We start from the raw sequence: 26,397 nt of genomic DNA, 5'->3' as shown, positions 1-26,397 counted from the left end.
TCAAACTAGCATTGATAGGATAGATATAATCTTTCATTCGCGCTAACATTACCCTGTATATATAATCAGTTAGTTCATATGACCATCAGAAACCTTAAAGACGGCAGTAAAAAGCCATGGCTTTGCGAATGCTATCCTCAAGGCAGAACGGGGAAACGCGTTCGTAAACGCTTCGCTACCAAAGGCGAAGCCACTGCTTTTGAACTCCACTTGATGAAAGAAGTGGATGACAAGCCGTGGTTAGGCTCTAAACCTGATCATCGTCGATTATCTGATTTAGTCGAACTATGGTTTAAGTTGCATGGTAAGAATCTCAAGTCCGGTGTTCATACTCGCCTGCGTTTAGAAAGTATGGTTTTAGACTTGGGCAATCCTATCGCGTCACACCTAAATTCCAAGCAACTCGCGACTTACCGTTCTAGCCGTTCTAACAAAGGTCGTGGCCAGCAACACAAAGAGCTTTCCATTGCTTCGAATAATGTGGACTTTGGGTTGCTCAAAGCGTTGTTTAATAAGTTGATAAAGCTTGGAGAGTGGAAACTGCCTAATCCGGTTGATGGTATTGAGGCAATCAAAAAGCCAGAGTCCGAACTTGCGTTCCTGACCGAACAGGAAATTCGACACTTGTTTGAAGTTGCTCAACAAAGCCCGATTGGTGATGAGCTAACGAAGATATATAAGGTTTGCCTGGCGACTGGTGCGCGTATCAGGGAAGCAATTTATCTGAAGGGTTCTAACCTGACGAAATACCGCATTACCTACAACAATACCAAAGGCAAACGAAACAGAACGGTACCGATTTCTGAAGAGTTGTATAACCAAATCTATAAGCCAACCAATGACCGCCTTTTCACTTGCGGTTACGGCGTGGCGTACAAATGGCTGACTAAGGCCCTTCCCCACTTACCAGAAGGCCAAGCGACTCACGTTTTACGTCATACGTTCGCGAGCCACTTTATGACTAATGGCGGCAACATTCTTGTATTGAAGGAAATCCTAGGCCATCAGCATATCGATCACACGATGATTTACGCGCACTTTTCACCAAACCATTTGAGTGATGCTGTGAGGTTTAATCCTCTAAGTTCACTAAAGATTTAGGGTTAGAGGTTCATAAAGCTTGGGCATTTTTCTTTTTAAACTGTCGAATTTGGCGTTTGGTAGGCTTACAAACAAAGCTAGTGTATGCCTCTTTATCTGTACCTATGTTAATTGCTAACCACCAGAGAGATATACCTTCTGGGTGCTTCTCGGTTGGTACCAAAGGATCGTATTCGATAACTGCCTGGCTCATGATTTTCCCTGCCTCACCTTATATTGTGCTTATTTCATCAAAACTTCACTTTATGCAATTAAATGATTACGTGGTAGCTTGTGTTTGTAAATGATTAAGTTCAACAACACGAAAGGTGCAGGTATGCAACTAACAAAAACTGAATATATATTGCGTAGTATCAGTAAGATTCGTAACAAGAAATGGGAATTTTTTATTGTTACACGAATTATCCACGCTTTACCTGATGATATTGAATTTATTACACAGCAATTGGTACGCTTCCCTGATGGGACGAGAGCTCTCACGGATTTGTATTTCCCCCAATTTAACATCCATGTAGAGATAGATGAACGCTTTCATGAAGGTCAGAGGGACGCAGATTCGAAGCGAGAGTTAGATATCATACAAGTAACTGAGCATTTTATTACTCGCATTAAAATAGCGGATAACAACAAACAAGACCGTCCCCTCAACGAAATTTGTTCCGACGTAGACTCTATTGTTAACAAAATTTTAGCTTTGAAAAACGAACAGATATCAAATAATGAATTCTGCCCGTGGGACTTTGAACGCAGATACTCTGCTAAACCAGTTATCGAGTCAGGTATCGTTTCGATCAAAGGCAATATTGTTTTCCAGAAACAAATTGAAGCACTGCGATGCTTTGGTTTCAAGGGAAAAGGCTATCAACGAGGAGCATGGCAAATTCCTGATGGTTCAAAAGATATGGTTTGGTTTCCAAGACTTTATGAGCACGGTCTATGGCACAACGAGTTAACCGCAGATGGGAAGAAAATCATAGAACGTGCGCTTAACAATAATGAAGAGGCTCTAGTATCTATACAAAAACAAAAAGAGCGTGAAGTCGCTGATGGTAGTAGAAAAACTATAGTTTTTGCAAAAGCCCGTGATTCGTTGGGTTTTAATCTTTACAGATATGTAGGAACTTTTCGTATGAACCTTGATGAAAGTACGGAAACAGAGATTATCTTCGATAGAGTTAGTGAAGAAGAGAAAGTTAGAGTATTGGCAAGTGACAACAGCCAAATCGATTATGATCCTGAGGCTAAATGGGGTTCAGATCCATCTCGTGACGATTCAATCGCTATTATGAAAGCGATTAAATCAGGCAAACTACAAATGAAATAATTGAATCTGGAGCTAAGAAAAAGGAAAGTATCAAACAACGAATGAGCTCTAAATCTAATGTAGAGTGCGTTTCTCATTAGTGACTTATCTAGGCGCTCTGTTTGGTTCACCAAGCGATTCTTTCGTATCTCACCTGTCAAGGTTAATGGCGACAAAATGGCGGCACAGGTCAGCTTTTGTCGTTATTCATAGGTCACAGTCGGATTGAAGAGTTACTTACACTCTATATATAGCAAGGGATAGCAACGAATAGGAAGGTTAGGCAAGGAGGCGGCACATAATAAAGCTTTATGTTCATTCCACTAACCTAAAAAGAAAAAGGAGCCAGTACGGCTCCTTCGTATTCTATCGCTAAATGTGAGTATTTACGAATTACTCAGCTTGATCTTCAGCGCGCGCTGCTGCTTCTTTGATTAGAGGCTGCAGTTCACCTTTTTGGAACATTTCTAGAATAATGTCACAACCGCCGATAAGCTCACCTTCAACCCATAGTTGAGGGAAAGTTGGCCATTGCGCGTACTTTGGTAACTCAGCACGGATATCTGGGTTTTGCAGAATGTCTACGTAAGCGAACTTCTCACCACATGCCATTAGTGCCTGTGACGCTTGAGAAGAGAAACCACAGCTAGGTAGTTTCGGTGATCCTTTCATGTACAGCAGGATTGAGTTTTCAGAGATCTGCTGTTTGATTTTGTCGATAGTTTCCATCGCTTCCTCATTCATGGGTTTGAACTTTATTTATTTGCCACATTCTACTCAATAACGACAGAATAAAAACCATATAATTAATAAGGCTTAATTTTAGGTTGCTCATTGGCGAGCAATGCAGCACTTCACCACTGCTAACCTCTTAAAATATTTTCATATCGGGGTTTTAATAAAGTAAAAACTTGCTAAAATACTTAGCAAGTCAGCCTTAAAGGCGACATAGCTATAAAAAAACACTGGAAGCAATCGAAAGGTCATCCTTTCAAATCAATGGAGAATCGAGTAATGGCATTTGAACTACCAGCTCTTCCTTACGCGAAAGACGCACTAGAACCACACATCTCAGCAGAGACTCTAGACTACCACCACGGTAAGCACCACAACACTTACGTTGTTAAGCTTAACGGTCTTATCCCTGGTACTGAGTTCGAAGGCAAAACTCTAGAAGAGATCATCAAGACTTCTACTGGTGGCGTATTCAACAACGCAGCGCAAATCTGGAACCACACGTTCTACTGGCACTGTCTTGCTCCAAATGCGGGCGGCGAGCCAACTGGCGCAGTTGCAGACGCTATCAACGCAGCATTCGGTTCTTTTGAAGAATTCAAAGCGAAGTTTACTGATTCAGCAATCAACAACTTCGGTTCTTCATGGACTTGGCTTGTTAAGAAAGCTGACGGCTCTCTAGAGATCGTTAACACTTCTAACGCTGCTACTCCTCTAACAGAAGAAGGTACAACACCACTTCTAACTGTTGACCTATGGGAACACGCGTACTATATCGATTACCGCAACGTACGTCCTGATTACATGAACGGCTTCTGGGCTCTAGTAAACTGGGACTTCGTAGCTGAGAACCTAGCGAAGTAATATACTTCCCCCTAAGTTCAATTTAGTCTTATTCAAAAGCTCGCTATTTAGCGGGCTTTTTTGTTTCGCCTTCCCTAGCACCTTTAAATAATTCCCTCTTTTACTAAAGTTTTTCTTATCCACGCCGTTAACAGAGCATCGAGCGAGGAACATCATGCAAATTCATACGTTAGACAAAGCTGCAATTATCAACGAACTTCAGTTCGGTAATGGTATTAACCATGCCGTACACGAAGGTCGTCGTGCGGATTTCTCGCTGATTCTGTCTATGTTCTCTAATGATGTTCGCGATGTGGTCCCAGTTGAAGAGGTCCAGGAAGTCATCACCAGTGACAGTATTCTTCGCCAACAATTGGGTTTATCGCAACCTCAAGCTCTTCGTTCTGATAGCAGCAGCTATGAACTCGCAGCTGAACAAGCGAAACAGTTTCACGATGCAGGATTGCCTTCCGCAAAGCTGAGCCATTACCTAAAACCAGATGCGCTGACTTACCTGCCTGAAGACACATTCAACCTACCAGAGGAGGTTTATCACAACCTATCTGGTCATGAGCGACGCAGATTGGGCGAACGCAACAAACAACTGATCCCAGATGCTGGGCTATATAATCAGCTAGTGACGGCTCAACGTCAGCATCAAATTCAAGCTAAAGCATAGAGATCCGGTTTTTATCCAATAGCTTGCAATACCTACACGTCAGAAATGTGACGTCTTACAAATTACCGCACAATAGTCCTCACTCGAAAGCGTTAGTTTGAAGCCTTTCACACTGAACCCAACGAATTTCAACCATGCTATTAGCACAAACCACTGGTGTATTGTTTTTCACATATGGATACAGTGAAGGTGCTATGGATATCAAAGAATCAATTATTCTCGTCACGTCTGCAGGTTCGGTTATAGGAAGAACCTGTGCAAATCACTTTGCTCACCTTGGAGCAACGTTGATTCTTTGTGACCAAAATTCTAGCGCTTTGAGAGCGAGCTATGAGCAAATCAGCGCTTTCACTGACAAAGTGTATGCGATGAATGTGTGTAGTGATAACACAACGTCCATTAACTTATTGTTTGACCAGATAGAATCACAGCTACGTGCGACACCAGATGTGATTGTTAATTGCTGGACCAGCTCCCCTATGCCTGGCTTAATGGCGCCAGAACCAATGAGTACTTACATTGATCACTTGTCGTCTGCGGCACGCTTCCTTTATACCTACGGCCAAGTAGGAGCAGAGCGCTTTCGAGCCAGAAACAAGAAAGGCGTCATTGTTAACGTCATTTCTCATGACAACCATGAAGACTTTACGGGAGTTGAAAGCATGGCGGCGTTGGTGTCAGGTTTTACTCACAGCTGGGCAAAAGAACTCACACCATTCAACATTCGAGTGGGCGGCGTTATTCCCTCGGTAAATCATACAAAAGAAGAGCTCAACGAGAGGCACTGGGCTGAGATCCAAGACGAACTAGTCCGCAACACAGCATACATCGTCGCGAATGAATACTTCAGTGGCCGAGTAGTTGCGACCGAAGTGTAAGCATACACAGCAACTCTGTTTTCCCGAGCCAGATGTAACTCCTGCACCAAAATAAAAAAGCCCCAGTCACTTGACTGGGGCTTTAACCTTTTCCCGATTAAGGTTTCGTGCTAGCGAAAACCTTGCTCACTCGATTTTTTAATTACGCGTCAGCTTTTTCTTTCTTTGCTTTAGGTGCTGCTTTTGCTGCTTCTTGGTCTGCTTTCTTCTTGATAACAGTTGTACCTTCGAAAGTTTCGCCTTCAACAAATGCTTTACCGTAGTAAGAAGCCATCAACACATCTTTAAGTTCGCTGATTAGAGGGTAGCGTGGGTTCGCACCAGTACATTGGTCATCGAACGCTTCTACCGCTAGCTCATCCAGTTTCGCTACGAAATCTGATTCAGCAACACCTGCCGCTTGGATAGACATTGGGATGTCTAGGTTAACTTTTAGTTCATCCAACCATGCTAGTAGACGTTCAATCTTCTGAGCAGTGCGGTCACCTTCTTGGCTTAGGCCTAGGTGGTCAGCAACTTCAGCGTAACGACGACGTGCTTGTGGACGGTCGTATTGAGAGAACGCAGTTTGTTTAGTTGGATTGTCGTTCGCGTTGTAACGTACCACGTTAGAGATAAGTAGTGCGTTAGCTAGGCCGTGTGGCAAGTGGAACTCAGCACCCAGTTTGTGAGCCATTGAGTGACAAACACCTAGGAATGCGTTCGCAAATGCAACACCAGCGATAGTAGCTGCGTTGTGTACTTTCTCACGAGCGATTGGGTCATTTGCACCGTTCGCATAGCTTGATGGTAGGTACTCTTTTAGCATCTTAAGTGCTTGAAGAGCTTGGCCATCTGAGTATTCGTTAGCAAGAACAGAAACGTAAGCTTCTAGAGCGTGAGTTACGGCATCGTAACCACCAAATGCTGTTAGAGACTTAGGCATGTTCATTACTAGGTTCGCATCAACGATTGCCATGTTTGGCGTGATTTCGTAGTCAGCTAGTGGGTATTTAGCACCAGTCTTGTCGTCAGTAACAACCGCGAATGGAGTAACTTCTGAACCAGTACCTGAAGTTGTAGTGATACATACAAGCTCAGCTTTTTTACCCATTTTAGGGAACTTGTAGATACGTTTACGGATGTCCATAAAGCGCATTGCTAGTTCTTCAAAGTGAGTTTCTGGGTGCTCGTACATTACCCACATGATTTTCGCTGCATCCATTGGTGAACCACCGCCTAGCGCTAGGATAACGTCAGGTTGGTAGCTAGCCATTTGAGCCGCACCTTTTTCTACTACAGACAGTGTTGGGTCAGCTTCAACATCGAAGAATGTTTGAACTTCCATGCCTTGAGCTTTTAGTAGGCTTACTACGTCATCTGCGTAACCGTTGTTGAATAGGAAACGGTCAGTTACTAGGAATGCACGTTTCTTACCTTCTAGGTCGCCCAGTGCGATTGGAAGGCTACCACGACGGAAGTAGATTGACTTAGGTAGTTTATGCCACAACATGTTTTCAGCTCGCTTCGCTACAGTTTTCTTGTTGATTAGGTGTTTAGGACCTACGTTCTCAGAGATAGAGTTACCACCCCAAGAACCACAACCTAGCGTTAGAGATGGCGCAACGTTGAAGTTGTACAAGTCACCGATACCGCCGTGAGTAGTCGGGATGTTGATTAGGATACGAGCTGTCTTCATCTTGTCACCGAAGTAACGGATACGGTCAGCGTTAGTATCTTGGTTAGTGTAAAGACCAGATGTGTGGCCGATACCACCAATCTCAACCATAGTTACCGCTTGAGCAACCGCGTCTTCGAAGTTGTCAGCACGGAATAGACCTAGAGTTGGAGATAGTTTCTCGTGAGCGAATGCGTCATCGTGAGATACTTTGCCCAGACCTTCACCAACAAGAACTTTAGTGTCTGCTGGAACTTTAACGCCTGCCATTTCAGCGATTGCTGCTGCTGGCTGACCTACGATTTTCGCGTTTAGCGCGCCATCGATAAGAAGAACTTTACGAACTTTATCAGCTTCTGCTTTGCTTAGGACATAAGCTTTGTGAGAAGCAAAACGCTCTTTCACTTCGTCGTATACTTCATCAACTACGATTGCCGCCTGCTCAGAAGCACATACTACACCGTTGTCGAAAGTCTTGGACATTAGGATAGAAGCAACAGCACGTTTGATGTCTGCTGTTTCATCGATAACAACCGGAACGTTACCTGCACCTACACCGATTGCTGGCTTACCAGAAGAGTAAGCGGCTTTAACCATGCCTGGACCACCAGTTGCAAGGATAAGAGCGATGTCATCGTGTTTCATTAGAGCGTTTGAAAGCTCAACAGAAGGCTGGTCGATCCAACCGATGATGTCTTTTGGTGCGCCTGCTGCTACTGCTGCATCTAGAACGAGTTTAGCTGCATCGTTAGTTGAGTTTTTCGCACGTGGGTGTGGTGAGAAGATGATACCGTTACGAGTCTTCAAAGAGATTAGAGATTTGAAGATCGCTGTAGAAGTTGGGTTAGTCGTTGGTACGATACCGCAGATGATGCCTACAGGCTCAGCGATAGTCATAGTACCTAGGTTGTCATCCTCTTCTAAGATGCCACACGTTTGTTCGTCTTTGTATTTGTTGTAGATAAACTCAGAAGCGAAGTGGTTCTTGATTACTTTATCTTCAACAATACCCATACCAGATTCTTCTACCGCTTGTTGAGCTAGCGGGATACGGGCCTGGTTAGCTGCAAGCGATGCTGCACGAAAGATTTTATCTACTTGCTCTTGAGAGTAAGTAGCGAACTCTTCTTGCGCTTTCTTAACGCGAGCAACCATTGCATCTAGTTCAGCCATATTAGTTACAGGCATAGGGAATCTCCTAAAATTAACAAATATTAAAAACTTTTTACTAAGGCTATTACTTATCGTTTTTACTGTTTATCAGTCACTTAGAAAACAAACGTCTTAGTAAATTGCTTTCAGGACTGAGTATAATATTTCAGAGTGTGAAAAAAATTGACTTGGATCAGTTCTCACCACCTAAATACTACCAAAGTGGTGCCTCATCACACCAAAATGACATAAATCACTGATAAACAAATAAATTAACTCTCATTTTTTATTGAGTAAAAAAGAAGCAAATGGACAAATAAATAAAAGAAACTACAACAACCTGTAAAAAAGTTTCATTTTTGACCAACAAAATTACATGTAGGCCCAATTCTTTGTGCTACTGAGAGTATATCGAACCGAATACATCTCTCTACAAACCACCTTGGTTTTTATCAAAAATGTGCGAATGTTAACGTTTATATAAAACAGTGCAATTTATCAGCAACTTTATACGTAACATTTCCTTTCCAGATTAGATACAGTTTATTAAAGAATTAGTTTTTCTCACTTAAATGGCAGGGAATGCGTTAGTTTTTTTCATTTCTTACAACCTAACTTTTGCCTTACATTACGCCCAAATTACCCCTTCTCCTTTTCACTAATGTGAACTTTGATGAGTACGCAACATGCAAACTTTTGAACTTGCTATCTTCTTGCAGTTTTTTCTCGGTTTGGTCGCCGCAGTAAACCCTGTTGGTATCATGCCTGTGTTTGTGTCACTAACCGGGCATATGACACCCGACGAAAAGCGCAATACGGCAACAACAGCAAATGTGGCTGTTGCGATCATCCTGATCATTTCGCTTTTTGCTGGTCAGTTACTGTTAGACATGTTCAGTATTTCTCTGGATTCGTTTCGTGTCGCTGGCGGGTTGCTATTACTTAGCATCGCATTCTCGATGATGAGCGGTAAACTGGGGGAAGATAAGCAGAACAAACAAGAGAAAACGGAATACGTCAGTCGTGAACAGATTGGTGTGGTCCCTCTTGCAATGCCTTTAATGGCAGGTCCTGGTGCAATCAGTTCGACTATTGTTTATGGTGCACGCTACCCAAGCATGTTCGATACCGTGGGCATTAGTATTACGATTGGTTTGTTCTGCCTTTGTTCATGGCTATTATTCCGTTCTGCCCCATTGATCGTACGATTTCTAGGTCAAACTGGAATCAACGTCATTACTCGTATCATGGGTTTGATATTGGGCGCACTTGGCATAGAGTTCATTGCGAATGGCTTACGCAACTTATTTCCAGGATTAGCCTGAGTTTCTATAAAATTGTATGATAGAGCGATTCAACAATGGATCGCTTTGTCATGACGACTGACTCTCTTAAACATACTCTATATGTCACCATTTTTGGTACTCATACCAAAGCTGGTAAAACGTTCGATATTGCTCTCATTATCGCGATCATCAGTTCGTTAATCGTACTGGTGTTAGATTCGATACCCTCCGTTCGGGCCGAGTGGGAAAAAGAGCTGAAGTTTATTGAATACACATTTACTGGCCTATTCACGATTGAATACCTTCTAAGGCTTTATTGCTCCCCCAAACCTGCCGCCTACGCAAAGAGTTTTTATGGTGTCGTCGATTTACTTGCGATTTTGCCCACTTATTTAGCACTCTTCTTCCCATCCGCTTCGTTTATGGGTGTGATCAGGGCGCTGCGAGTGATGCGAATATTCCGCATACTCAAGTTAGTCCGATACCTCCAAGAGTCCAATATCCTCTTACGTTCACTGCTTATGGCGCGCAGAAAGATTTTTATCTTCTTTAGTTCCGTCGCCATTATGGTAACGATTTTCGGCTCATTGATTTTTATCATTGAAGGACCTGAAAACGGATTTACTAGCATTCCTAAAAGTATTTATTGGGCGATCGTGACCATCACAACGGTTGGGTATGGTGACTTGGTCCCTCAAACAGACCTAGGTAAAGGGCTTGCATCACTCACCATGTTACTGGGTTATTCCATTTTGGCGGTACCTACAGGTATTTTCACTGCCGAACTGCACCAAGAGATGCAATCGCACAAAGTATTGGTGAAATGCCCAAACTGCTCCCACGCAGGGCACGACTCTGACGCAATTTACTGTAAACATTGTGGTAGTGAACTAGCCGATCCAGACAAAAGAGTCGTTCGAACGGAAGACGACGCATGAAAAAAGAGCTCCCTAAGGAGCTCTTTTATTTTGTCATCAAATAAAGGATTGATGTGATTATGCTTTCTCAGACAGAATAATTCGCAGAGTACGACGCAATGGCTCCGCAGCACCCCAAAGCAGTTGGTCACCAACAGTGAAAGCATTTAGGAAATCATCACCCATTGCCATCTTACGTAGACGACCTACTGGTACAGACATTGTGCCCGTAACTTTTGCCGGTGTTAGCTCTTGAGCAGTGATGTCACGGTCGTTAGGAATCACTTTCACCCAATCGTTATGAGTGGCGATGATTTCTTCGATTTCGTCCATTGGTACATTTTGTTTAAGCTTGATAGTAAGTGCTTGAGAGTGACAACGCATCGCGCCAATACGCACACAAGTACCGTCAATTGGAACAGGTGAACTTTGAGAACCCAAAATTTTATTCGCCTCGGCGCCCGCTTTCCACTCTTCTTTACTCTGACCATTATCGCGCTTCACATCGATCCATGGGATCAACGAACCAGCTAGTGGCACACCGAACTTATCGGTAGGGAAAGAGCCGCTGCGCATTGTATCCGCGACTTTCTTATCGATATCTAGGATAGAGCTTGATGGGTTTGCAAGTTCAGAGCTAACAGAGTCATTGATAACGCCCATTTGCGAGATCAATTCACGCATATTTTGCGCACCAGCACCAGATGCGGCTTGGTAAGTCATTGCGCTTGTCCACTCAACAAGGCCTTTCTCAAATAGACCACCTAGCCCCATTAGCATTAAACTAACCGTACAGTTACCACCGACAAATGTGTTCGTGCCACCGTGGATGCCTTGTTGGATTTGCTTTAAGTTCACTGGATCAAGTGTGATGATCGAATCTTCAGCCATACGTAGCGTAGAGGCCGCGTCAATCCAGTAGCCTTTCCAACCAGCCTGACGAAGTGCAGGGAAAACTTTTTCTGTATAGCTACCACCTTGACAGGTGATTACCGCATCAAGCTGTTTTAAGCTTTCAATATCATACGCGTCTTGCAGTAAGCCTGCGTCTTTTCCTAAGTTAGGAGCAGGAATACCAACTTGAGAAGTACTGTAGAATACTGGTTCGATTAGGTCGAAGTCTTTCTCTTCAACCATACGCTGCATAAGGACTGAACCAACCATACCGCGCCAACCAACTAAACCAACTCTCATCGTATTAACTCTCCATGTATTAAAAAACCTACCCCATAGTTAATTTTTCACAGCAAAATCTCAACCCCTATTTTGTAAATAAGCGCGTTTTTTAACCTTTTCCTCTGAAAAACCGGGTTACACGAGATTTTTTAGTGTTTGGTTTGCGGTTTTAACCATTTTTCAAGTAGGGAAAGTACTTTAGCCCCCTAATTGGTCTTACCACTCAATGAGAAAATAACACATGAAGCACAATAATTTCACATTACACAACATTTAAAACCAAAAAAGTTAAAACAAAATAACAGTTAATTTCACAAGAAAACGTTTTTACCGACGAACATCAAGATAAAACACCAAATGTTCGAAATATAATTTTTGTTAATGTATGTTATGCGCGATTACAACAAGGAGCGCCTTCCTCTATTGCTCCAAGATTGACAGAGGCACATATGAAGCAAGTTACACCACGCCTACCAAGCTTGATACAGGTATTTATCTCGCTCGGTTTATTTCTCCTGCTGGCATTTTCGTTCACAGCCAAGCTAGACCTACCGATTCAGCTAGCGCTATACATCGGTTGGTTCATTGTCATGATATTGGGCATAAAGCTTGGCCATCAGTATAAAGATCTGGAAAAAGCAGCACTAAATGGCATTTCCAATGGACTTGGAGCCGTTTTAATCCTTTTGGCCGTTGGCGCGCTTGTAGGTACTTGGATCTCTGGTGGTATTGTTCCAACCATTATTTACTACGGCCTTAAAGCAATCCACCCTTCCATCTTTTTGCTCGCGACCATGATCATCTGTTCATTGACTGCGCTAGCGACTGGCACATCTTGGGGAGCTGCTGGCACAGCAGGTATTGCAATGATGGGTATCGGTCAAGGTCTTGGTGTTCCTGCGCCAATCACTGCAGGTGCCGTACTTTCAGGCTGTTACTTTGGTGACAAAATGTCGCCTCTATCGGATTCAGTAATCCTTGCTTCATCTATGTCTAACGTTGAAGTGATGGAACATATTAAAGGCATGTTGCCGATAGCACTCATTAGCTACATTATTACAGGCATTATGTTTACTGCATTTGGCTTCCACTACGCAGGTCAAGTTGACATGAGCCAGGTAGACTCTGTCATTAAAGCGATGGAACAGCAGTTCTACATCACCCCTTACTCATTTGTTCCTGTGATCATCGTATTGTCACTTCTAGCGATGCGTATGCCTTCATTCCCAGTGATCAGTTTTGGTTCTCTGCTAGGTATTATTTGGGCAGTGATGATCCAAGATGTCGATTTCCTAACCGCGTTCAACACGGCTTGGGCTCCGTTTGCAATCTCATCTGGCGTAGATTTCATTGACTCAATCCTTAACCGTGGCGGCATGTCTTCAATGCTTGGGTCGGTAGCGGTTATCGTATTCGGCCTTGGTTTTGGCGGTCTACTAGATAAAGTAGGCGTGCTAGAGACTATCGCGAAGCTGTTTGAAAAACGCGTTCAAAGTGCAGGTTCATTGGCAACAAGCACAATTGGTACGGCCTTTATGGGCAACGTATTTGGTTCAGCGATGTACGTTTCACTTATTCTGACCCCAAAAATCTGTGCGAAGAACTATGACCGTCTAGGCTACAAACGTAAGAATTTGTCTCGTAACGCAGAATTTGGCGGCACGCTAACCTCAGGTATGGTCCCTTGGAGTGACAACGGTATCTACATGGCCAGTATTTTGGGTGTTGCTACACTGTCTTATGCCCCGTTCATGTGGCTGAGTTTTGTATGTATCATCGTAACGATCTTCACTTCTTACATGGGTTGGTTTGTTGATAAGTGCGAACCAACAGCAGAAGCAGTTGAAGAAGCTGAAGGCGAATTAAAGCAGCAAACCGCTTAACTTCGCAGAGATAGGAAGAACCTCCCTTCCGAATTCAATACTAAAAAAGAGCGCTTTAAAGCGCTCTTTTTTTATTTCCAAAACAAATCGTTAGCTTTGTTTGACTGGCGTTTTCACGGCTGCACGCTTCCCAAACCAATAGCCCAATCCAAGCGGTGCAAAGAATATAACGGCAATGAACAGAATAAAGTAGATGATGGTACTTTTGACAAGTTCAATCAGCTTAGTCATGGCGAGATTCACAACCTCTTGCGACACTCGATCCATATCTTGAGCAAACTTCTCGCGCTCATGGGTAATGATCTGTGCGATTTCTTGGCGCTCTCTGGCAACCATCAGCTCTATAGCTTGGCGTTCTTCACCCAACTGAGATAAACGCGCCTCCGTCCTTTGATCGATATCGTCAACCAAAGGTTGTAACTCCAGCGCCATTTGTTCTGCCAAATAACGCATGTACTCTGGGTTGTTATCGATAAAATCCCTCATCGAATCAGCGGTAACTTGCAAACTATTGAGCGCCGCATTGACTTTTTCGATGCTGGCAGAGCTATTCAAGGCCAACAACTGCGCTTTCCACGTCATTATTTTTGGTGTCTGTTCTGATACCAGACTTAGACGATCAGAGACATCCCCAAGTGCTTCTGGCATCGTGCCTAACGTTGTAACGGCTTCCTCTTCGCTAATTTGGTTTGCATCTAACCACTTACGGTAAGCCGGAGTCCTAATCATGCTTAAATCAGCGAATGGATGCTGCTTGGCGAACTCTGCAACAAACGTTTGTGTCTTGATGTATGCTTCTTTCTTCAATAAAGATTGAGCCAGTTTATCTACCTCTTTCGCTAAATAAACGGAAACTAACTTGGCCTCATCAGACGCAAAGAGCTCATTACCAGAAGCGGTAGTAAAGAACTGTTCCATTTGTAGCGTGAAAGTCCATGTATCAATCAGTGCAGCCATTGGGGACACTTGATACGCAGAAGCTTGGATGCCTTCTTCAGCATTTATCTTCCAAAGTAAAATATAATATTGATGAACTTTATCATGAGGCTCATATTGTTCGTGTAGTGCATCTGCTGCTTGCTCAACCTGAGCAAAAAACTGCTGCGCATACTCACGAGTCAAAAGACGCATATTGAGCTCTTGTTTGGTAAGAGGGACGGTTTGACTCTCGATCTTGACTTCGAGCAGGGAGCACCCTGAAAGCATCATAACCAGCCCTATCAACATCATTGAAGACATTCGGCGAACGGACATGAAAACACCTTTAACAAATTGTATAGAACGGGAATAAAGCGAACTAAGTCATATAGTTCGAGCCTTTATTACCTCAACTCTTATGACATTAAGTCAGAGCAATATCAATCTGTTAGCGCTTCTGTTATCTTTTCACTATTGAGTACATTATTAGCAAAAAGTATGGTTTGTTTTAGGACATCATCTAAACATGCCAACTTCTCTTCCGGCACTTTTTGCCCTTGTTTAATCAACAGTTCAATATCACCCGAAATACAGTGCAATGGCATTGCACCTAAACTCCCTGAGACCCCTTTAAGACTGTGTGCGGCTCTTTGCGCTTGCTCTTTATCCTCTTCTAACAGCTGATACATTTTAGTGCCATCGCCAGAGTGATCCTGAATAAAGACCTCCAGTAACATCCGCACAGCGCCCTCGTCACCAGACAGAGAATCTAACATTTTATTGATATCTATGTACGGCTCACGTTCCACTACTTCCACTTGTGATGAATTCACCTCATTACAACTTTCTTCGTTCATTTGGACGTTTTGAAAATTTTCTGACTGAGCTGAGGGAACAGCGTTAGCTCCATTTTCATCATCGCCAACTTGCTCTGACTTTTTATCATCGGTTCTGGGTAGTGGTATCGGTTGAATCGTTTTTGGGGAGAAGGCTCCCCATGAAATGAGGAAAAGGAGCAAACCACTGATTACAGACAACCAAACAATAAAAGTCATTAGCTTCTGTTCCAACTGATCATTTATCGAAGTTAACTGGTTCGGGAAATCTGGATTAAGCAGTTGATTGGATAAATAACTGCCCTGTGCCTGAGCAGATAGTGCGCTTGAGGTTTGAGCAAGCTGGCGCTGAAGAGCACTTCGCTCTTCGGGAGAGAGCGTCTCTGATTCAATAAAAAGTCGGTCTAAGTCACGGTAAGTATCGCTATTCGTTGCAGAGTCACTAAAGACAGACTCAAAAACAAGCGCACCTAAGCGATAGTACATTGCCTGAATTTGATCAGAGTTTTCTGTTCGAGCACGGCTGCTTCGTAACTGTTCTGCTAACGAAACCAATTCACTGTCACTTCTTACAAAAGCTCGAGCACTTTCTAAAAATCGGTCGGTCGTATAAAGCAATTGAGTGATGTCTGGTGTGATTTTCCCTTCAGAAAACTCACTTTCAAGCTGTAAGCGAACTGCATAAGCCAACTGAAGTTTCAGTGAAATTTGGTCGACGTGTTTAACACGGTAAGGCAGATCGAAGTTAAAAAAGTGCCTGACTTCTTCAACTTTACTTCCTAACTCATTTACAGTCGAAATCGTTTGAATCGTTTGTTTGGCTTGCAGCCAAATGCCAAGTGCTAAAACACACCACAAAACGAACCAGAACCAAACAAACCGCCGTATTCCTTCTTTTAGCTTCAGCAACACTTGCCCCTCGCATATCTCCATTAATTACAAGCATATACTATGGATGTTTCTTATTCACATAAAAAAAGAGAGCCGTTTGCTCTCTTTATTTAACGATATGATTTTAATTGCGACTTAACTGATCTTTTAGATTTGGAGGCGTCCCTTTAATCGTTAAGGTATCCGTCTCTGGATCATAAAAAATACGCTCGCCAAGTAAGAGACTATCGAAGCTAATATTCAAACCACCACCAGCTCCAACAAATTTAGTCAGTTTGCGAACCGTCGCACGATCACCTGGGAAAGACTCTTCAAGTTCGTACCCTTGCTCTTTGGTGAAATCCATAAAGCTCGTGCCATCTTGGCTTTGAGGAAGCTCTCCGGAAAGCTCTGAGATTTGAACTTCATCACCGGATTTAATTTGCTCATTGCAGTAGTCGTAAACTTGTTTCTTGTACTCGTTCACTTCTTGCTTTTCTAGCTTCGAGTCAGCACAAAAATCATCCACCGCCTGCATCAACACTAAGTTTTGTTGTTTAGTATCTAAGCCAATATCCGCTTGCAGAAAATCTAGGAAGAAGTCCGCCACTTTACGGCCAACGCGTCCTTTAATGTATTGCAGATAACGATTGGATTCCTTGTCGGTCTCGTAGCTCGACAGGTCGATGCGTGCGGCAATATCCATTTTGGTGATATCTAAGTAATCTGTCGCACTGATGTCCAAACCTTCGGTCACTTTTAAACTTTGATTCATTGGTAGGATACCGATGAACAAGTAGTCCGTTGCTAAACTCTGATACTCTGCGAAAACCAAGATACCTTCATCCGCAAATGGGTACTTAATCAACTCTTCTTTCAAGCGATTTGCACTAATTTGTGAGAAGTCGTAAAAATCTCGCTCTCCTTTGCGCATTTCTTGAAGCCAAAATTGAAATTCGCTGTCTGACTGGAAAGCGCCAAAACCTTTACCAGCTTTAGAATGGAATACTCGGTGAAGCTCAGCGACTAAGTTTTCTGTAGATGCATCGTTCTCTAATGATGCTGGACGAAAGTTTACAACCAGCTCGTCCTGATCGTTTTTGCACAGTTGATGCAGAATAACGTTTGAAAGATGAAGACTCATAGTGATTTTATCTTGCTACAAGGTTTTAGTTGATGGGCATTGTAGGTTATCATAAGCCGCTTTTACTATCATTATTAGAGTCTTTATGCCGATTACATCTAAATATACTGACGAGCAAGTAGAAAAAATTCTTGCTGAAGTAGCAACAGTTCTTGAAAAACATGCTGCTTCTCCTGAGTTGACGCTAATGATTGCCGGAAATATCGCAACCAATGTCTTAAATCAACGTGTTGCTGCTTCACAACGCAAAGCGATTGCTGAAAAATTTGCTCAGGCGCTGATGTCTTCTTTAGAAACACCAAAAACACACTAATCACGGACAATAGAACACATACATGGTAGACAGCGGAAACTCATACGGCGAACGTGTATCTCGACTAGTTGGTTGGGGTCACTGGTTTGCATTCTTCAATATCGTTGCGTCGATGTTGATAGGCACACGCTACATTGTTCAGTCTCCTTGGCCCGAGACGTTACTTGGTCAGTTTTATCTGGCGGTTTCTTGGGTTGGTCACTTTGGCTTTCTAGTTTTCGCACTTTACTTGCTTGTTCTATTCCCGTTGACGTTTATCCTGCCATCGCGGAAGTTGTTCCGTTTGGTGGCAGTGATTTTCGCAACCTTTGGGCAAACCATATTATTAATTGATACCCAAGCGTATCAGTCGATCAATTTGCACTTAACTCCCGTTGTCTGGGAGTTACTATTCAGCGAAGACAAAAGTGCGCTCAGCACTGACCTACAACATTTATTTGTTGTGATGCCGCTGATCTTCCTTATTCAACTCGCACTATCCGAATGGGTATGGCGAAAACAGCGCAAACTATCTCATAAGCACGTAGGACGCCCTCTCGCGGCCGTCTTTTTCCTCAGCTTTATGACCAGCCATTTGGTTTACATTTGGGCAGATGCGTATTTTTACAACCCAATTACTAGCCAGCGTTCAAACTTCCCGTTGTCTTACCCGATGACGGCGAAGAGTTTTATGGAAAAACATGGTCTACTTGACCGTGAGGAATACCTAAAACGTTTAGCAGAAAACGAAGGCAACGTAGAGTTAGTCAACTATCCTCTTGAAAAGCTTGAGTTTAACCGCCGAGTTAATAAGCTCAATGTGTTGATGATCAGCATAAACAATTTACGAGCGGATGCGCTTAACCAAGAAGAGATGCCTAACCTCTATGAGTTTGCTGAAAACAATCAGAACTTCCGTAATCATTACAGCTCAAGTAATGATACATACGGGGCCTTTGGTTTGTTCTATGGCTTACCGACCAGTTATGCATCAAGCATCAAGGCGCAAGGTGCTTCCCCAGTATTGCTCGATGTACTGAAAGATCAGGGCTACAACTTTGGTTTATTCAGTGGCAGTGGGTTTGAAGATGATCTCTACTCAGAAATTATTTTCCGCGACTTGAACTTAGCGGAAGACCTAGATGGCACGCAAGCTCATACCGATAAACAATCTATCGCAAACTGGAATACATGGTTAGCAGAGAAAGCAAGTCAGCCATGGTTTAGTTACATCGAAGTCACCACCGTTGATAATTTTGAATCGATTCCTTCAAATAATGACGAAGAAATGCCCGCAAGTGAGCGATTCAAAAAAGCTTATGAATATGCAGTGAAGTCGGCGGATAGAACTATCGCCGGTATTATTGATGAACTAGAAACGACGGGACAACTGACAAACACCATCGTAATCATCACTTCTAATCACGGTAGTGAATTTAACGAAACCAATACGAACAGCTGGGGAGCAAACAGCAACTACAGCCGTTATCAATTACAAGTTCCGATGGTGATCCATTGGCCTGGAATGCTGGCTGGCGAGTTTAATCACAGCACAAGCCACTTGGACCTCTCGGTTACACTGTTGCAAGATATGCTCGGCGTATCTTCCAACCCATATGATTACAGTAGTGGTCGCAACCTATTCGATGAAAGCCGTCGTCGCTGGATCTTGGCGGGCGATACTCGCGAGCTTGCCTTAATTACTAGCTCACAAACCACAGTGATCGATAAGTTTGGCAACTACAAGCTGTATGACAAAAACTACAAACGACTTCGAGATGATGCACCGAAGTTGCCAGTTTTGATGCAAGGTTTAACTGAGTTACAGCGTTTTTATTCTAAAAACGATTAATACCTAGCAATCCATATACTATTCAAACTCCCCTTTTTGGGGGAGTTTTTGTTTATTTAAACAACACAAACCACAAATTTGCGCAGTAAACATCCAATCAGTTCAACTAGGGGTTTACAACATTTTCAAAGCCTTATATTATTCGCCTCAACAACGGAGAGATGGCTGAGTGGTTGAAAGCACCGGTCTTGAAAACCGGCATACGTTAATAGCGTATCTAGGGTTCAAATCCCTATCTCTCCGCCACTTTTAGAAAAATCCCGCTAAGAAATTAGCGGGATTTTTCGCATCTCCAGACTTAAAAGATTTGTACAAATCACTTATCACTTCTTGAACGCAACTAAGCACTCCGCCACACTCCGAAAGAACCCACAAAAAATTAATGCCCTTTTCGTTCGTTCCAGTGTTGAATCAATTTGATATTTACATCTAGTTGTATCTACTCATCAATAAAGACTTCTTTAGCGGCATTGATAAGCTGCAAATGGATTGGGACGAGGTCAGCATGATTCGTTCGATATCCACCTCCAACGACAGCTGCGACAGGGATACCTCGAGATTTCACTGTTTGCATTAAAAATCTATCACGTTCTAAAATCCCTTGAGTCGACACATCAAAATATCCAAGCTCATCGTCTTGATGTATATCGACACCAGCATCGTAGATAACTAAATCAGGGCGATGAAGATTAAGTGCCATATCGACCACTTCTTTAAACGCCATTAAAAAATCCTCATCACCTGTCCCTCGCACCAAAGGCACATCGAGGTCAGACTGAGGCTTCCTCGCTGGGAAGTTTTTATCACAGTGGAAAGAAAGCGTGATGATATCTGGCTCATCGTCACATAAAGTTGCTGTTCCATCCCCATGGTGAACATCACTATCAATGATCAATACTTTATCGACATGCTCGACTTCGAGCGCTTGCCTGGCCGCGATCACTAAGTCATTAAATAAACAAAAACCACTGCCAAACTCTTTGTGTGCGTGGTGATACCCACCACTCAAATGAATGGCCACACCGTACTCAAGTGCCTTTTTTGCGGTCAGAGCCGTGCCCGCTGCTGAAGTTAGCGTTCTGGTAATGAGAGACTCACTCCAAGGAAAACCTATTCGGCGCATCTTCGCAGCTGGCATGTTTCCACTAACAAGCAACTCGACGTATTCCTCGTCATGAACACGTTTTACTTCCCCAACAGTTAATGCTTCGGGCTGGAAAAACTGCGTGTGCTCTTTCCAGTTATCTTTCTCTATATGCACCAATACCGATTCATAGAGGTACTGGTATTTCATAATTGGGTAACGATGCCCCTCTGGCAACTCAAGTTGAGAATAAATCGGGTGGTAGATAAATGGCAGCATGAGAAATTCTTAATAACAATGGTAACGAAATAGTATCAACTTCAAGGGTTGAATAAAACGCAATTTAATTGATAATAATTTTCAATATCAATTAAATTTAATATACATATGAATTCTACTTTCTTTGCTATTCTCGGCGCACTGTTTGGCTCTCTTTGTGCTCTGTCCCTATTTTCATCTCTTGTTGTTGGTGCGTGGTGGTTGGTTGATTTTATTGTGCTTAGCTAACACAATGACTTTCAACTGAAATCAAAAAAACATAGGTGTTTGTATGAGTCAAACCGTCTTTATTACCGGAGCAAATCGCGGCATTGGCCTTAGCTTAACTGAGCTGTACCTGAAGCAAGGCCACCAAGTACATGCTACTAGCCGTTCCTTAGAGAACAGTTCAGAACTACAAACTCTAGCCTCACAATTCAGTAATCTGGTTTTGCACGAACTGGATGTCACGCACTACGAACAAGTCGCTAAGCTTGCCGATAAACTCCCTGCCATCGACTTACTCATCAATAATGCAGGATATTACGGCCCCAAGGGATATGGCTTTGGAAATACTGACCTAGAAGCATGGCGTAAAGTCTTCGAAGTAAACACCATTGCTCCGTTAAAACTGGTTGAGTACTGTTACCCTCGCTTACAACAAGGCAAGATGAAAAAGATTGCTTGTATCTCATCAAAAGTCGGCAGTATGACCGAAAATACGTCCGGCGGCGGCTATATTTATCGCTCATCGAAAGCGGCGCTTAACTCGGTTGTTAAAAGCTTAAGTAATGATTTAACACCTGAAGGGTTTACTGTTTTGGCGCTTCACCCTGGTTGGGTAAAAACGGCGATGGGCGGGCCAAATGCTTTGATAGATACGCAAACCTCCGCGCAAGGCCTAGCGAACGTGATAGAACTGAGCACACCGCAGCTTTCAGGTCGATTTATTAACTACGATGGTACTGAGTTACCTTGGTAGCAGCATTAAGACACAACCATCACTAAACCAAATACCATCAAAGCCAGGCTTCATAATCGTGACTTGGTTGGCAAACATAATGTTCATCAGTGATCCACCAGCATAATTCGCGCAATCTAACTTGAATTTATCTACATCCAATCCAGACTTAGGAAAAAGTAGAACAAATAAGGAGAAAGCTCGATGGCAGCAGATAGGGATTTGGTTAATTTTAGCGAAGAGCACGAACTAAATTACTGCTTGAGAAGTGCTGGTAAACGCCAAACTCAAGCGAATCGAGATACATTAGTTGACTTGGGCAACCAGGTGAAAGAGGTACTGGACAAACGCGTGTTAACTCAAGGTGAAGTAAGAGGCGCGATCCAAAACCACGGTGATCTGTTCGAGTAATCTATTTTCAAGCATGCGCGGAGTTTAATTACGCCGCGCTTGTCCTATGCCTGCTTACCTTTGGTTGCACGAGATTTAGTCGCGCCACCATTCTTTGAATAACTGCGCTTTTTACGTTTAAACGCAGGACGTTCCACCTTGGGTAGATGACGTAATGAATCAGGGATAGGCCCTGCTTTTACTTGTGCCATCAAGCTATCAATGCGTTGTTCCAGTGCTTGCATGAACGGCTGATATGCTTGATTTCTCTCTGCCATACCTTGTAACTGGTGCTCCCAATGAGCCGTCATATCAGGGTATGTTGAATCTTCTGGCAAGGCATGAATGAGACCTCTTCCCGCAGGAGAACTGAGAATTGACTTACCTTGACGCGTAAGCAGTTGGCGTTTGAACAGCGTGTCCAAAATACCAGCGCGAGTCGCTTCCGTGCCTAGCCCATCAGTGTCACGAAGGATTTTTTTCAGTTCTTTATCCGCAACGTAACGGGCGATCCCGGTCATCGCTTGTAACAGCGATGCCTCGGTAAAATGCTTTGGTGGCTCGGTTTTTCGGTCTTTTATTTCCCCTTCACGACAAGTTAACACGGTGCCTTCGGGTAGCGGTGGCACGGCATCAATACCTTCATCTTCCTTGTCAGTTTTGCCCATTAGCGCTTTCCAACCCGGCGAAACTAACTGACGACCTTTCGCGACAAACGTACCACCAGCGATATCGAAAACCAATTTCGCTTCTGCGTAAACCGCCGCCGGATAGAACTGCATGAGGTACTGGCGCGCAATCAATTGATACACTTTCATCTCATTGCCGGAAAGCGCATTCACATTAGCTTGCTTCGGTGTAGGGATAATCGCATGGTGCGCATCCACTTTTTTATCGTTCCAGGCTTTGGACTTTAATGTTAAGTCTGCTCCCTGAACGGCACCTTGCAACTCTTTTGCGTTATTCGCAATAGCAGTTGTCACCATCCCTGCTTGTGAGTAGTGTTCCATTGGTAAATAGCGACAATCTGAACGCGGGTAAGTGATCAGCTTGTGCTTTTCATACAATGCCTGACAAGTATCTAGTACTTGTTGCGCACTCATACCATAGCGCTTCGCGGCATCGATCTGTAAAGCAGATAACGAATAAGGTAATGGTGCTGATTGCTTGGTTTGCTTTTGTTCCGACTCCGTCACTTTTGCAGGTTGACTTGCGATACGGTTTGCAACATTTTCCACCAACTTACGGTTTAACACTCGACCTTCTTCGTCCTGCCAAGGCTTGCATGCCTCACTTGGCTTCCAACGAGCACGAATATCAAAAGTACCATTGGCATCTTGATATGGGATCAGAGCATGTAGGGTAAAATAGTCCTTCGGGACAAAGTTTTCGATTTCTTCATCACGACGCACCACTAAGCCAAGAACTGGCGTTTGCACTCGCCCTACCGAGAGAACACCTTGATACCCTGCTTTTTGACCAAGCAAGGTATAAGCACGAGACATGTTCATACCATACAGCCAATCAGCCCGAGAGCGGGCCAATGCTGAAACTGAAAGTGGGATAAACTCGCGATTACTGCGCATAGAACTGAGAGCACGTTTAACCGCAGGTAAGTTCAAGTCGGAAATCAGCAAACGCTGTGTGGATTCCTTCTTGGTTTTAGATAACTTGCAATAGTCGAGAACTTCATCAACTAACAGCTGACCCTCTCGATCTGGGTCTCCTGCATGAATGACTTCGTTAGCTTCTTTGAGCAATTTACGAATCACGGTTAATTGCTTACTTGCACTTTTCCTCGGTCTGAGCTGCCATTGCTGCGGAACAATTGGTAAATCTGCCATATTCCACTTTTTATAACGCTCATCGTAAGCGTCGGGTTCGACTTGTTCGAGTAAGTGGCCGATACACCAAGTAACGATATCCCCGTTCCCACAGCGGATGAATCCTTGATCTTTCTTTTGAGGGTTTGGCAGTGCAGCGGCAATCGCACGGCCTAAACTTGGTTTTTCAGCAATAAACAGACGAGACATAACGTTTTGGAAATAAATATAATTAGGGCCACATTATCGAATGTAGCCCTAATAAATCAAGAAAAACTGTATAAATAAACAGTCAGTTTATTTAAGTTTTTAGTTATAGGAATTCAACAAACTGAGAAAGGTCACGCTCAGGAACTTTCATCGGTGTACAACCGGGCGTGCCTAAGTACAAGAAACCAACAATCTCATCGTCACCCTCTAAACCAAATGCTTGATGAACTTCTGGATGGAACATCCACTTACCTGAGCGCCAAAACCCTTGAAAGCCTTGCGCTACGGCTGCCATTTGCATCGCTTGTACAGCGCATCCCGCAGATAAGTGTTGCTCTAGTGCTGGTACTTTCTCATGTTCTGTTACTTTAGCAATCACCGTGATCACCATTGGTGCGCGAAATGGGGCATTCTTTACCTTTTCGACCACCGCTTCATCACTATTTTCAGCTTCTGCCGCTTTTACCAATATATCTGACAGTTTTTTCAAACCATCGCCCTGTGCGATAACGAAACGCCAAGGGGTTAATCCCGCATGGTCAGGCGCACGAAGGCCAGCACGAATGATGTTCTCAAGTGCTTTACCTTCTGGAGCAGGCGCGGATAACTTCGCGATAGATCGGCGATTGAGCAAAAGATCGAGAGCGTCCATGAAAGAATCCTTATTGAATATCGTTGTTATTTTGTTTACGCCACTTTAGCACAATCTGCTCCTGCGAATAACAACCGGTTTTCTGTGGGCTTGATAACGTGCTTCACTTAACATCAATCTGGGTTTAATGTTAATTTATTCGCGAAATGAATAAGTTGAACATAGGCAGGTTGATGAACAAGGACAAACAAAACAGCATTTACGAAAAGATCGTTAATGACGAAGATGCCCGTGCCTGTAAGGCGATTCCTGAATCAGCTTGTCATCAAGTTCCCGGCAACTTTCTTAAAATCATTCTCGCTCAGTTTTTAACGAAGGCCGGCGATGCGTTAATCAACCCTAAAGTCACGTTGCCGTGGATACTACAAAGTATTGGGGCACCGGTTTACTTAATTGGTTGGCTGGTTCCTATTCGTGAGTCAGGATCCCTTATCCCACAACTTAGCATCGCGCACTACATCCGACGCATTCCAGTAAGAAAATGGGTCTGGGTAATTGGCAGCATCTTGCAGGCTCTTTCCATATTTGCAATCGGATTGGTCGCATTAACTCTAACAGGAGCAGCTGCGGGTTATGGTGTGATTGCATGTCTTGTGATCTTCAGCCTCTCACGCGGTTTAAATTCCGTCGCATCAAAAGATGTATTGGGCAAAACCATCCCTAAAAACCAACGAGGTCAAGTCAACGGCTGGTCTTCAAGCGCTGCTGGCCTGGTTACGCTGCTTTTCGCTAGCCTTCTGGCACTAGCCTGGTTATGGGACGTAGAGCCGACAGAGCGCTTTTACGGTCTGAGTTTAGGCTTAGCGGGCGTCATATGGCTCATCGCGGCATTAGTCTATGCGCGAATTAATGAGTATGCCGGTGAGGTAGACGGTGGTCGAAATGGCGTCCTCGAAGCATTTAAACAACTCGCGTTACTTAAGACAGACGTGACCTTTCGTCGATTCGTTATCACGCGGACACTATTTTTATGTTCTGCGCTGAGTGCACCGTACTACGTTGTGCTGGCACAGCAATCTCTGGGTGGACAGCTCTGGGTGCTAGCTCTCTTTATGTTTGCGAGTGGCTTAGCCTCCTTTGTGTCAGGTCCTTTCTGGGGAAGAATGTCCGATCGCTCTAGCCGCAGTGTGATGGTCATAGGCGCAATGATGAGCGCGCTACTTGGTGTTGTGTTATTTGTTTACGATACATGGGTCACCGCTAGCCAAAGCTTCCTATTCGTGATTCCTCTGCTTTACTTTTGTGTTTGTATTGCCCACGACGGAATACGAGTCGGACGAAAAACCTATTTAGTTGATATCGCAGAAGGTGACAAACGGACGAGCTATGTAGCCGTGAGTAACACAGTGGTTGGGATAATGCTGCTTCTAATGAGCTCTCTTGGTGTTATGTCGAACTTCTTGAGCCTTTCAGCTGTGGTGTTAGTGTTCTCTTTTATTACTTTTGCTGGCGTGGTAATGGCCAAACAACTGCCAGATATCAGTGACTAGTTCTATA

Annotated in this window: 23 protein-coding genes and 1 tRNA gene; 14 read left to right on the top strand and 10 right to left on the bottom strand. The window is 43.6% G+C overall.

What is annotated here, in order from left to right; translation table 11 throughout:
- The first annotated feature begins 78 nt into the window (after positions 1 to 78).
- Positions 79 to 1,101 carry a tyrosine-type recombinase/integrase gene (locus tag R7P35_RS11725; protein WP_318092104.1) on the top strand — a complete coding sequence of 341 codons (1,023 nt, stop codon included), beginning with the start codon at positions 79 to 81 and terminating at the stop codon, positions 1,099 to 1,101.
- A gap of 10 nt (positions 1,102 to 1,111) precedes the next feature.
- Here the strand turns inward: R7P35_RS11725 and R7P35_RS11720 are convergent, their stop codons facing one another.
- Entirely contained in the window at positions 1,112 to 1,294 is a 183-nt protein-coding gene (locus R7P35_RS11720; protein ID WP_140052884.1) for a hypothetical protein, read from the bottom strand.
- Positions 1,295 to 1,417: 123 nt separating this feature from the next.
- Here R7P35_RS11720 and R7P35_RS11715 point away from each other — a divergent pair, with 123 nt between their 5' ends.
- On the top strand, positions 1,418 to 2,425 hold the full coding sequence (locus tag R7P35_RS11715; RefSeq protein ID WP_318092102.1) for an AbaSI family restriction endonuclease: 1,008 nt from the start codon (positions 1,418 to 1,420) through the stop codon (positions 2,423 to 2,425).
- Between the two features lie 372 nt (positions 2,426 to 2,797).
- On the opposite strand, the gene R7P35_RS11710 is transcribed toward R7P35_RS11715, so the two are convergent.
- Positions 2,798 to 3,133 carry a Grx4 family monothiol glutaredoxin gene (locus R7P35_RS11710; RefSeq protein WP_017635833.1) on the bottom strand — a complete coding sequence of 112 codons (336 nt, stop codon included), beginning with the start codon at positions 3,131 to 3,133 and terminating at the stop codon, positions 2,798 to 2,800.
- Between the two features lie 285 nt (positions 3,134 to 3,418).
- Between R7P35_RS11710 and sodB the strand changes: the two genes are divergently transcribed.
- The 3 genes from sodB (at position 3,419) to R7P35_RS11695 (ending at position 5,539) form a co-directional block, all read left to right on the top strand.
- Positions 3,419 to 4,003: a superoxide dismutase [Fe] gene (gene sodB, locus R7P35_RS11705; RefSeq protein ID WP_005396533.1), complete on the top strand. Its 585-nt coding sequence runs from the start codon at positions 3,419 to 3,421 to the stop codon at positions 4,001 to 4,003.
- A 154-nt stretch (positions 4,004 to 4,157) separates the two neighbouring features.
- Positions 4,158 to 4,661: a VC2046/SO_2500 family protein gene (locus tag R7P35_RS11700; protein ID WP_033907342.1), complete on the top strand. Its 504-nt coding sequence runs from the start codon at positions 4,158 to 4,160 to the stop codon at positions 4,659 to 4,661.
- 134 nt (positions 4,662 to 4,795) lie between these two features.
- Positions 4,796 to 5,539 (top strand): SDR family oxidoreductase, encoded by a 744-nt coding sequence (locus R7P35_RS11695; protein WP_005380732.1) that lies wholly within the window; start codon positions 4,796 to 4,798, stop codon positions 5,537 to 5,539.
- Between the two features lie 142 nt (positions 5,540 to 5,681).
- Here the strand turns inward: R7P35_RS11695 and adhE are convergent, their stop codons facing one another.
- Complete coding sequence (gene adhE / locus R7P35_RS11690; RefSeq protein WP_005380731.1) at positions 5,682 to 8,384, bottom strand: bifunctional acetaldehyde-CoA/alcohol dehydrogenase; 2,703 nt, start codon at positions 8,382 to 8,384, stop codon at positions 5,682 to 5,684.
- 650 nt (positions 8,385 to 9,034) lie between these two features.
- On the opposite strand from adhE, the gene R7P35_RS11685 reads away from it, so the two are divergent.
- A complete protein-coding gene (locus R7P35_RS11685) occupies positions 9,035 to 9,673 on the top strand; it encodes a YchE family NAAT transporter (protein ID WP_005380729.1) in 639 nt (212 codons plus the stop codon).
- A 35-nt stretch (positions 9,674 to 9,708) separates the two neighbouring features.
- Complete coding sequence (locus R7P35_RS11680; RefSeq protein WP_005380728.1) at positions 9,709 to 10,572, top strand: ion transporter; 864 nt, start codon at positions 9,709 to 9,711, stop codon at positions 10,570 to 10,572.
- 57 nt (positions 10,573 to 10,629) lie between these two features.
- Here R7P35_RS11680 and asd read toward each other — a convergent pair whose 3' ends face one another.
- A complete protein-coding gene (asd, locus tag R7P35_RS11675; protein WP_005380727.1) occupies positions 10,630 to 11,745 on the bottom strand; it encodes an aspartate-semialdehyde dehydrogenase in 1,116 nt (371 codons plus the stop codon).
- A gap of 431 nt (positions 11,746 to 12,176) precedes the next feature.
- On the opposite strand from asd, the gene nhaC reads away from it, so the two are divergent.
- Entirely contained in the window at positions 12,177 to 13,610 is a 1,434-nt protein-coding gene (nhaC, locus tag R7P35_RS11670) for a Na+/H+ antiporter NhaC (RefSeq protein WP_005380726.1), read from the top strand.
- Positions 13,611 to 13,700: 90 nt separating this feature from the next.
- Here the strand turns inward: nhaC and R7P35_RS11665 are convergent, their stop codons facing one another.
- The 3 genes from R7P35_RS11665 to yejK all read right to left on the bottom strand — a co-directional run bounded on the left by R7P35_RS11665 (position 13,701) and on the right by yejK (position 17,378).
- Positions 13,701 to 14,864, bottom strand: coding sequence for a chemotaxis protein (locus R7P35_RS11665; RefSeq protein ID WP_318092100.1), 1,164 nt, complete (start codon positions 14,862 to 14,864; stop codon positions 13,701 to 13,703).
- A 104-nt stretch (positions 14,865 to 14,968) separates the two neighbouring features.
- On the bottom strand, positions 14,969 to 16,297 hold the full coding sequence (locus R7P35_RS11660; RefSeq protein ID WP_080276925.1) for an Hpt domain-containing protein: 1,329 nt from the start codon (positions 16,295 to 16,297) through the stop codon (positions 14,969 to 14,971).
- Positions 16,298 to 16,379: 82 nt separating this feature from the next.
- The gene (yejK, locus tag R7P35_RS11655; RefSeq protein WP_005380723.1) at positions 16,380 to 17,378 is read right to left on the bottom strand and encodes a nucleoid-associated protein YejK; all 999 of its coding nucleotides are present in this window, start codon (positions 17,376 to 17,378) and stop codon (positions 16,380 to 16,382) included.
- A gap of 85 nt (positions 17,379 to 17,463) precedes the next feature.
- Here yejK and R7P35_RS11650 point away from each other — a divergent pair, with 85 nt between their 5' ends.
- The 3 genes from R7P35_RS11650 to R7P35_RS11640 all read left to right on the top strand — a co-directional run bounded on the left by R7P35_RS11650 (position 17,464) and on the right by R7P35_RS11640 (position 19,768).
- Entirely contained in the window at positions 17,464 to 17,691 is a 228-nt protein-coding gene (locus tag R7P35_RS11650) for a YejL family protein (protein ID WP_005380722.1), read from the top strand.
- Between the two features lie 22 nt (positions 17,692 to 17,713).
- Positions 17,714 to 19,522 carry a DUF3413 domain-containing protein gene (locus R7P35_RS11645; RefSeq protein ID WP_182039064.1) on the top strand — a complete coding sequence of 603 codons (1,809 nt, stop codon included), beginning with the start codon at positions 17,714 to 17,716 and terminating at the stop codon, positions 19,520 to 19,522.
- Between the two features lie 155 nt (positions 19,523 to 19,677).
- Positions 19,678 to 19,768 (top strand) — tRNA-Ser (locus R7P35_RS11640).
- A 193-nt stretch (positions 19,769 to 19,961) separates the two neighbouring features.
- Here the strand turns inward: R7P35_RS11640 and R7P35_RS11635 are convergent.
- Positions 19,962 to 20,885 carry a histone deacetylase gene (locus tag R7P35_RS11635; protein WP_017635827.1) on the bottom strand — a complete coding sequence of 308 codons (924 nt, stop codon included), beginning with the start codon at positions 20,883 to 20,885 and terminating at the stop codon, positions 19,962 to 19,964.
- A 271-nt stretch (positions 20,886 to 21,156) separates the two neighbouring features.
- Between R7P35_RS11635 and R7P35_RS11630 the strand changes: the two genes are divergently transcribed.
- Together R7P35_RS11630 and R7P35_RS11625 are read left to right on the top strand one after the other, a co-directional pair.
- Complete coding sequence (locus tag R7P35_RS11630; RefSeq protein ID WP_258461108.1) at positions 21,157 to 21,846, top strand: SDR family oxidoreductase; 690 nt, start codon at positions 21,157 to 21,159, stop codon at positions 21,844 to 21,846.
- A 183-nt stretch (positions 21,847 to 22,029) separates the two neighbouring features.
- Positions 22,030 to 22,236, top strand: coding sequence for a hypothetical protein (locus R7P35_RS11625; RefSeq protein ID WP_005380717.1), 207 nt, complete (start codon positions 22,030 to 22,032; stop codon positions 22,234 to 22,236).
- Positions 22,237 to 22,280: 44 nt separating this feature from the next.
- Here the strand turns inward: R7P35_RS11625 and R7P35_RS11620 are convergent, their stop codons facing one another.
- Together R7P35_RS11620 and R7P35_RS11615 are read right to left on the bottom strand one after the other, a co-directional pair.
- Positions 22,281 to 24,248, bottom strand: coding sequence for a DNA topoisomerase III (locus R7P35_RS11620; RefSeq protein WP_182039066.1), 1,968 nt, complete (start codon positions 24,246 to 24,248; stop codon positions 22,281 to 22,283).
- A gap of 103 nt (positions 24,249 to 24,351) precedes the next feature.
- Entirely contained in the window at positions 24,352 to 24,900 is a 549-nt protein-coding gene (locus tag R7P35_RS11615) for an NAD(P)H nitroreductase (RefSeq protein ID WP_005380711.1), read from the bottom strand.
- A 173-nt stretch (positions 24,901 to 25,073) separates the two neighbouring features.
- Between R7P35_RS11615 and R7P35_RS11610 the strand changes: the two genes are divergently transcribed.
- A complete protein-coding gene (locus tag R7P35_RS11610; RefSeq protein ID WP_017635823.1) occupies positions 25,074 to 26,390 on the top strand; it encodes an MFS transporter in 1,317 nt (438 codons plus the stop codon).
- Positions 26,391 to 26,397: the final 7 nt, after the last annotated feature.

Source organism: Vibrio sp. Vb0304 (assembly GCF_033338995.1).
GTDB classification, from domain to species: domain Bacteria; phylum Pseudomonadota; class Gammaproteobacteria; order Enterobacterales; family Vibrionaceae; genus Vibrio; species Vibrio alginolyticus.
This window is presented reverse-complemented; position numbering and strand designations above follow the sequence as displayed.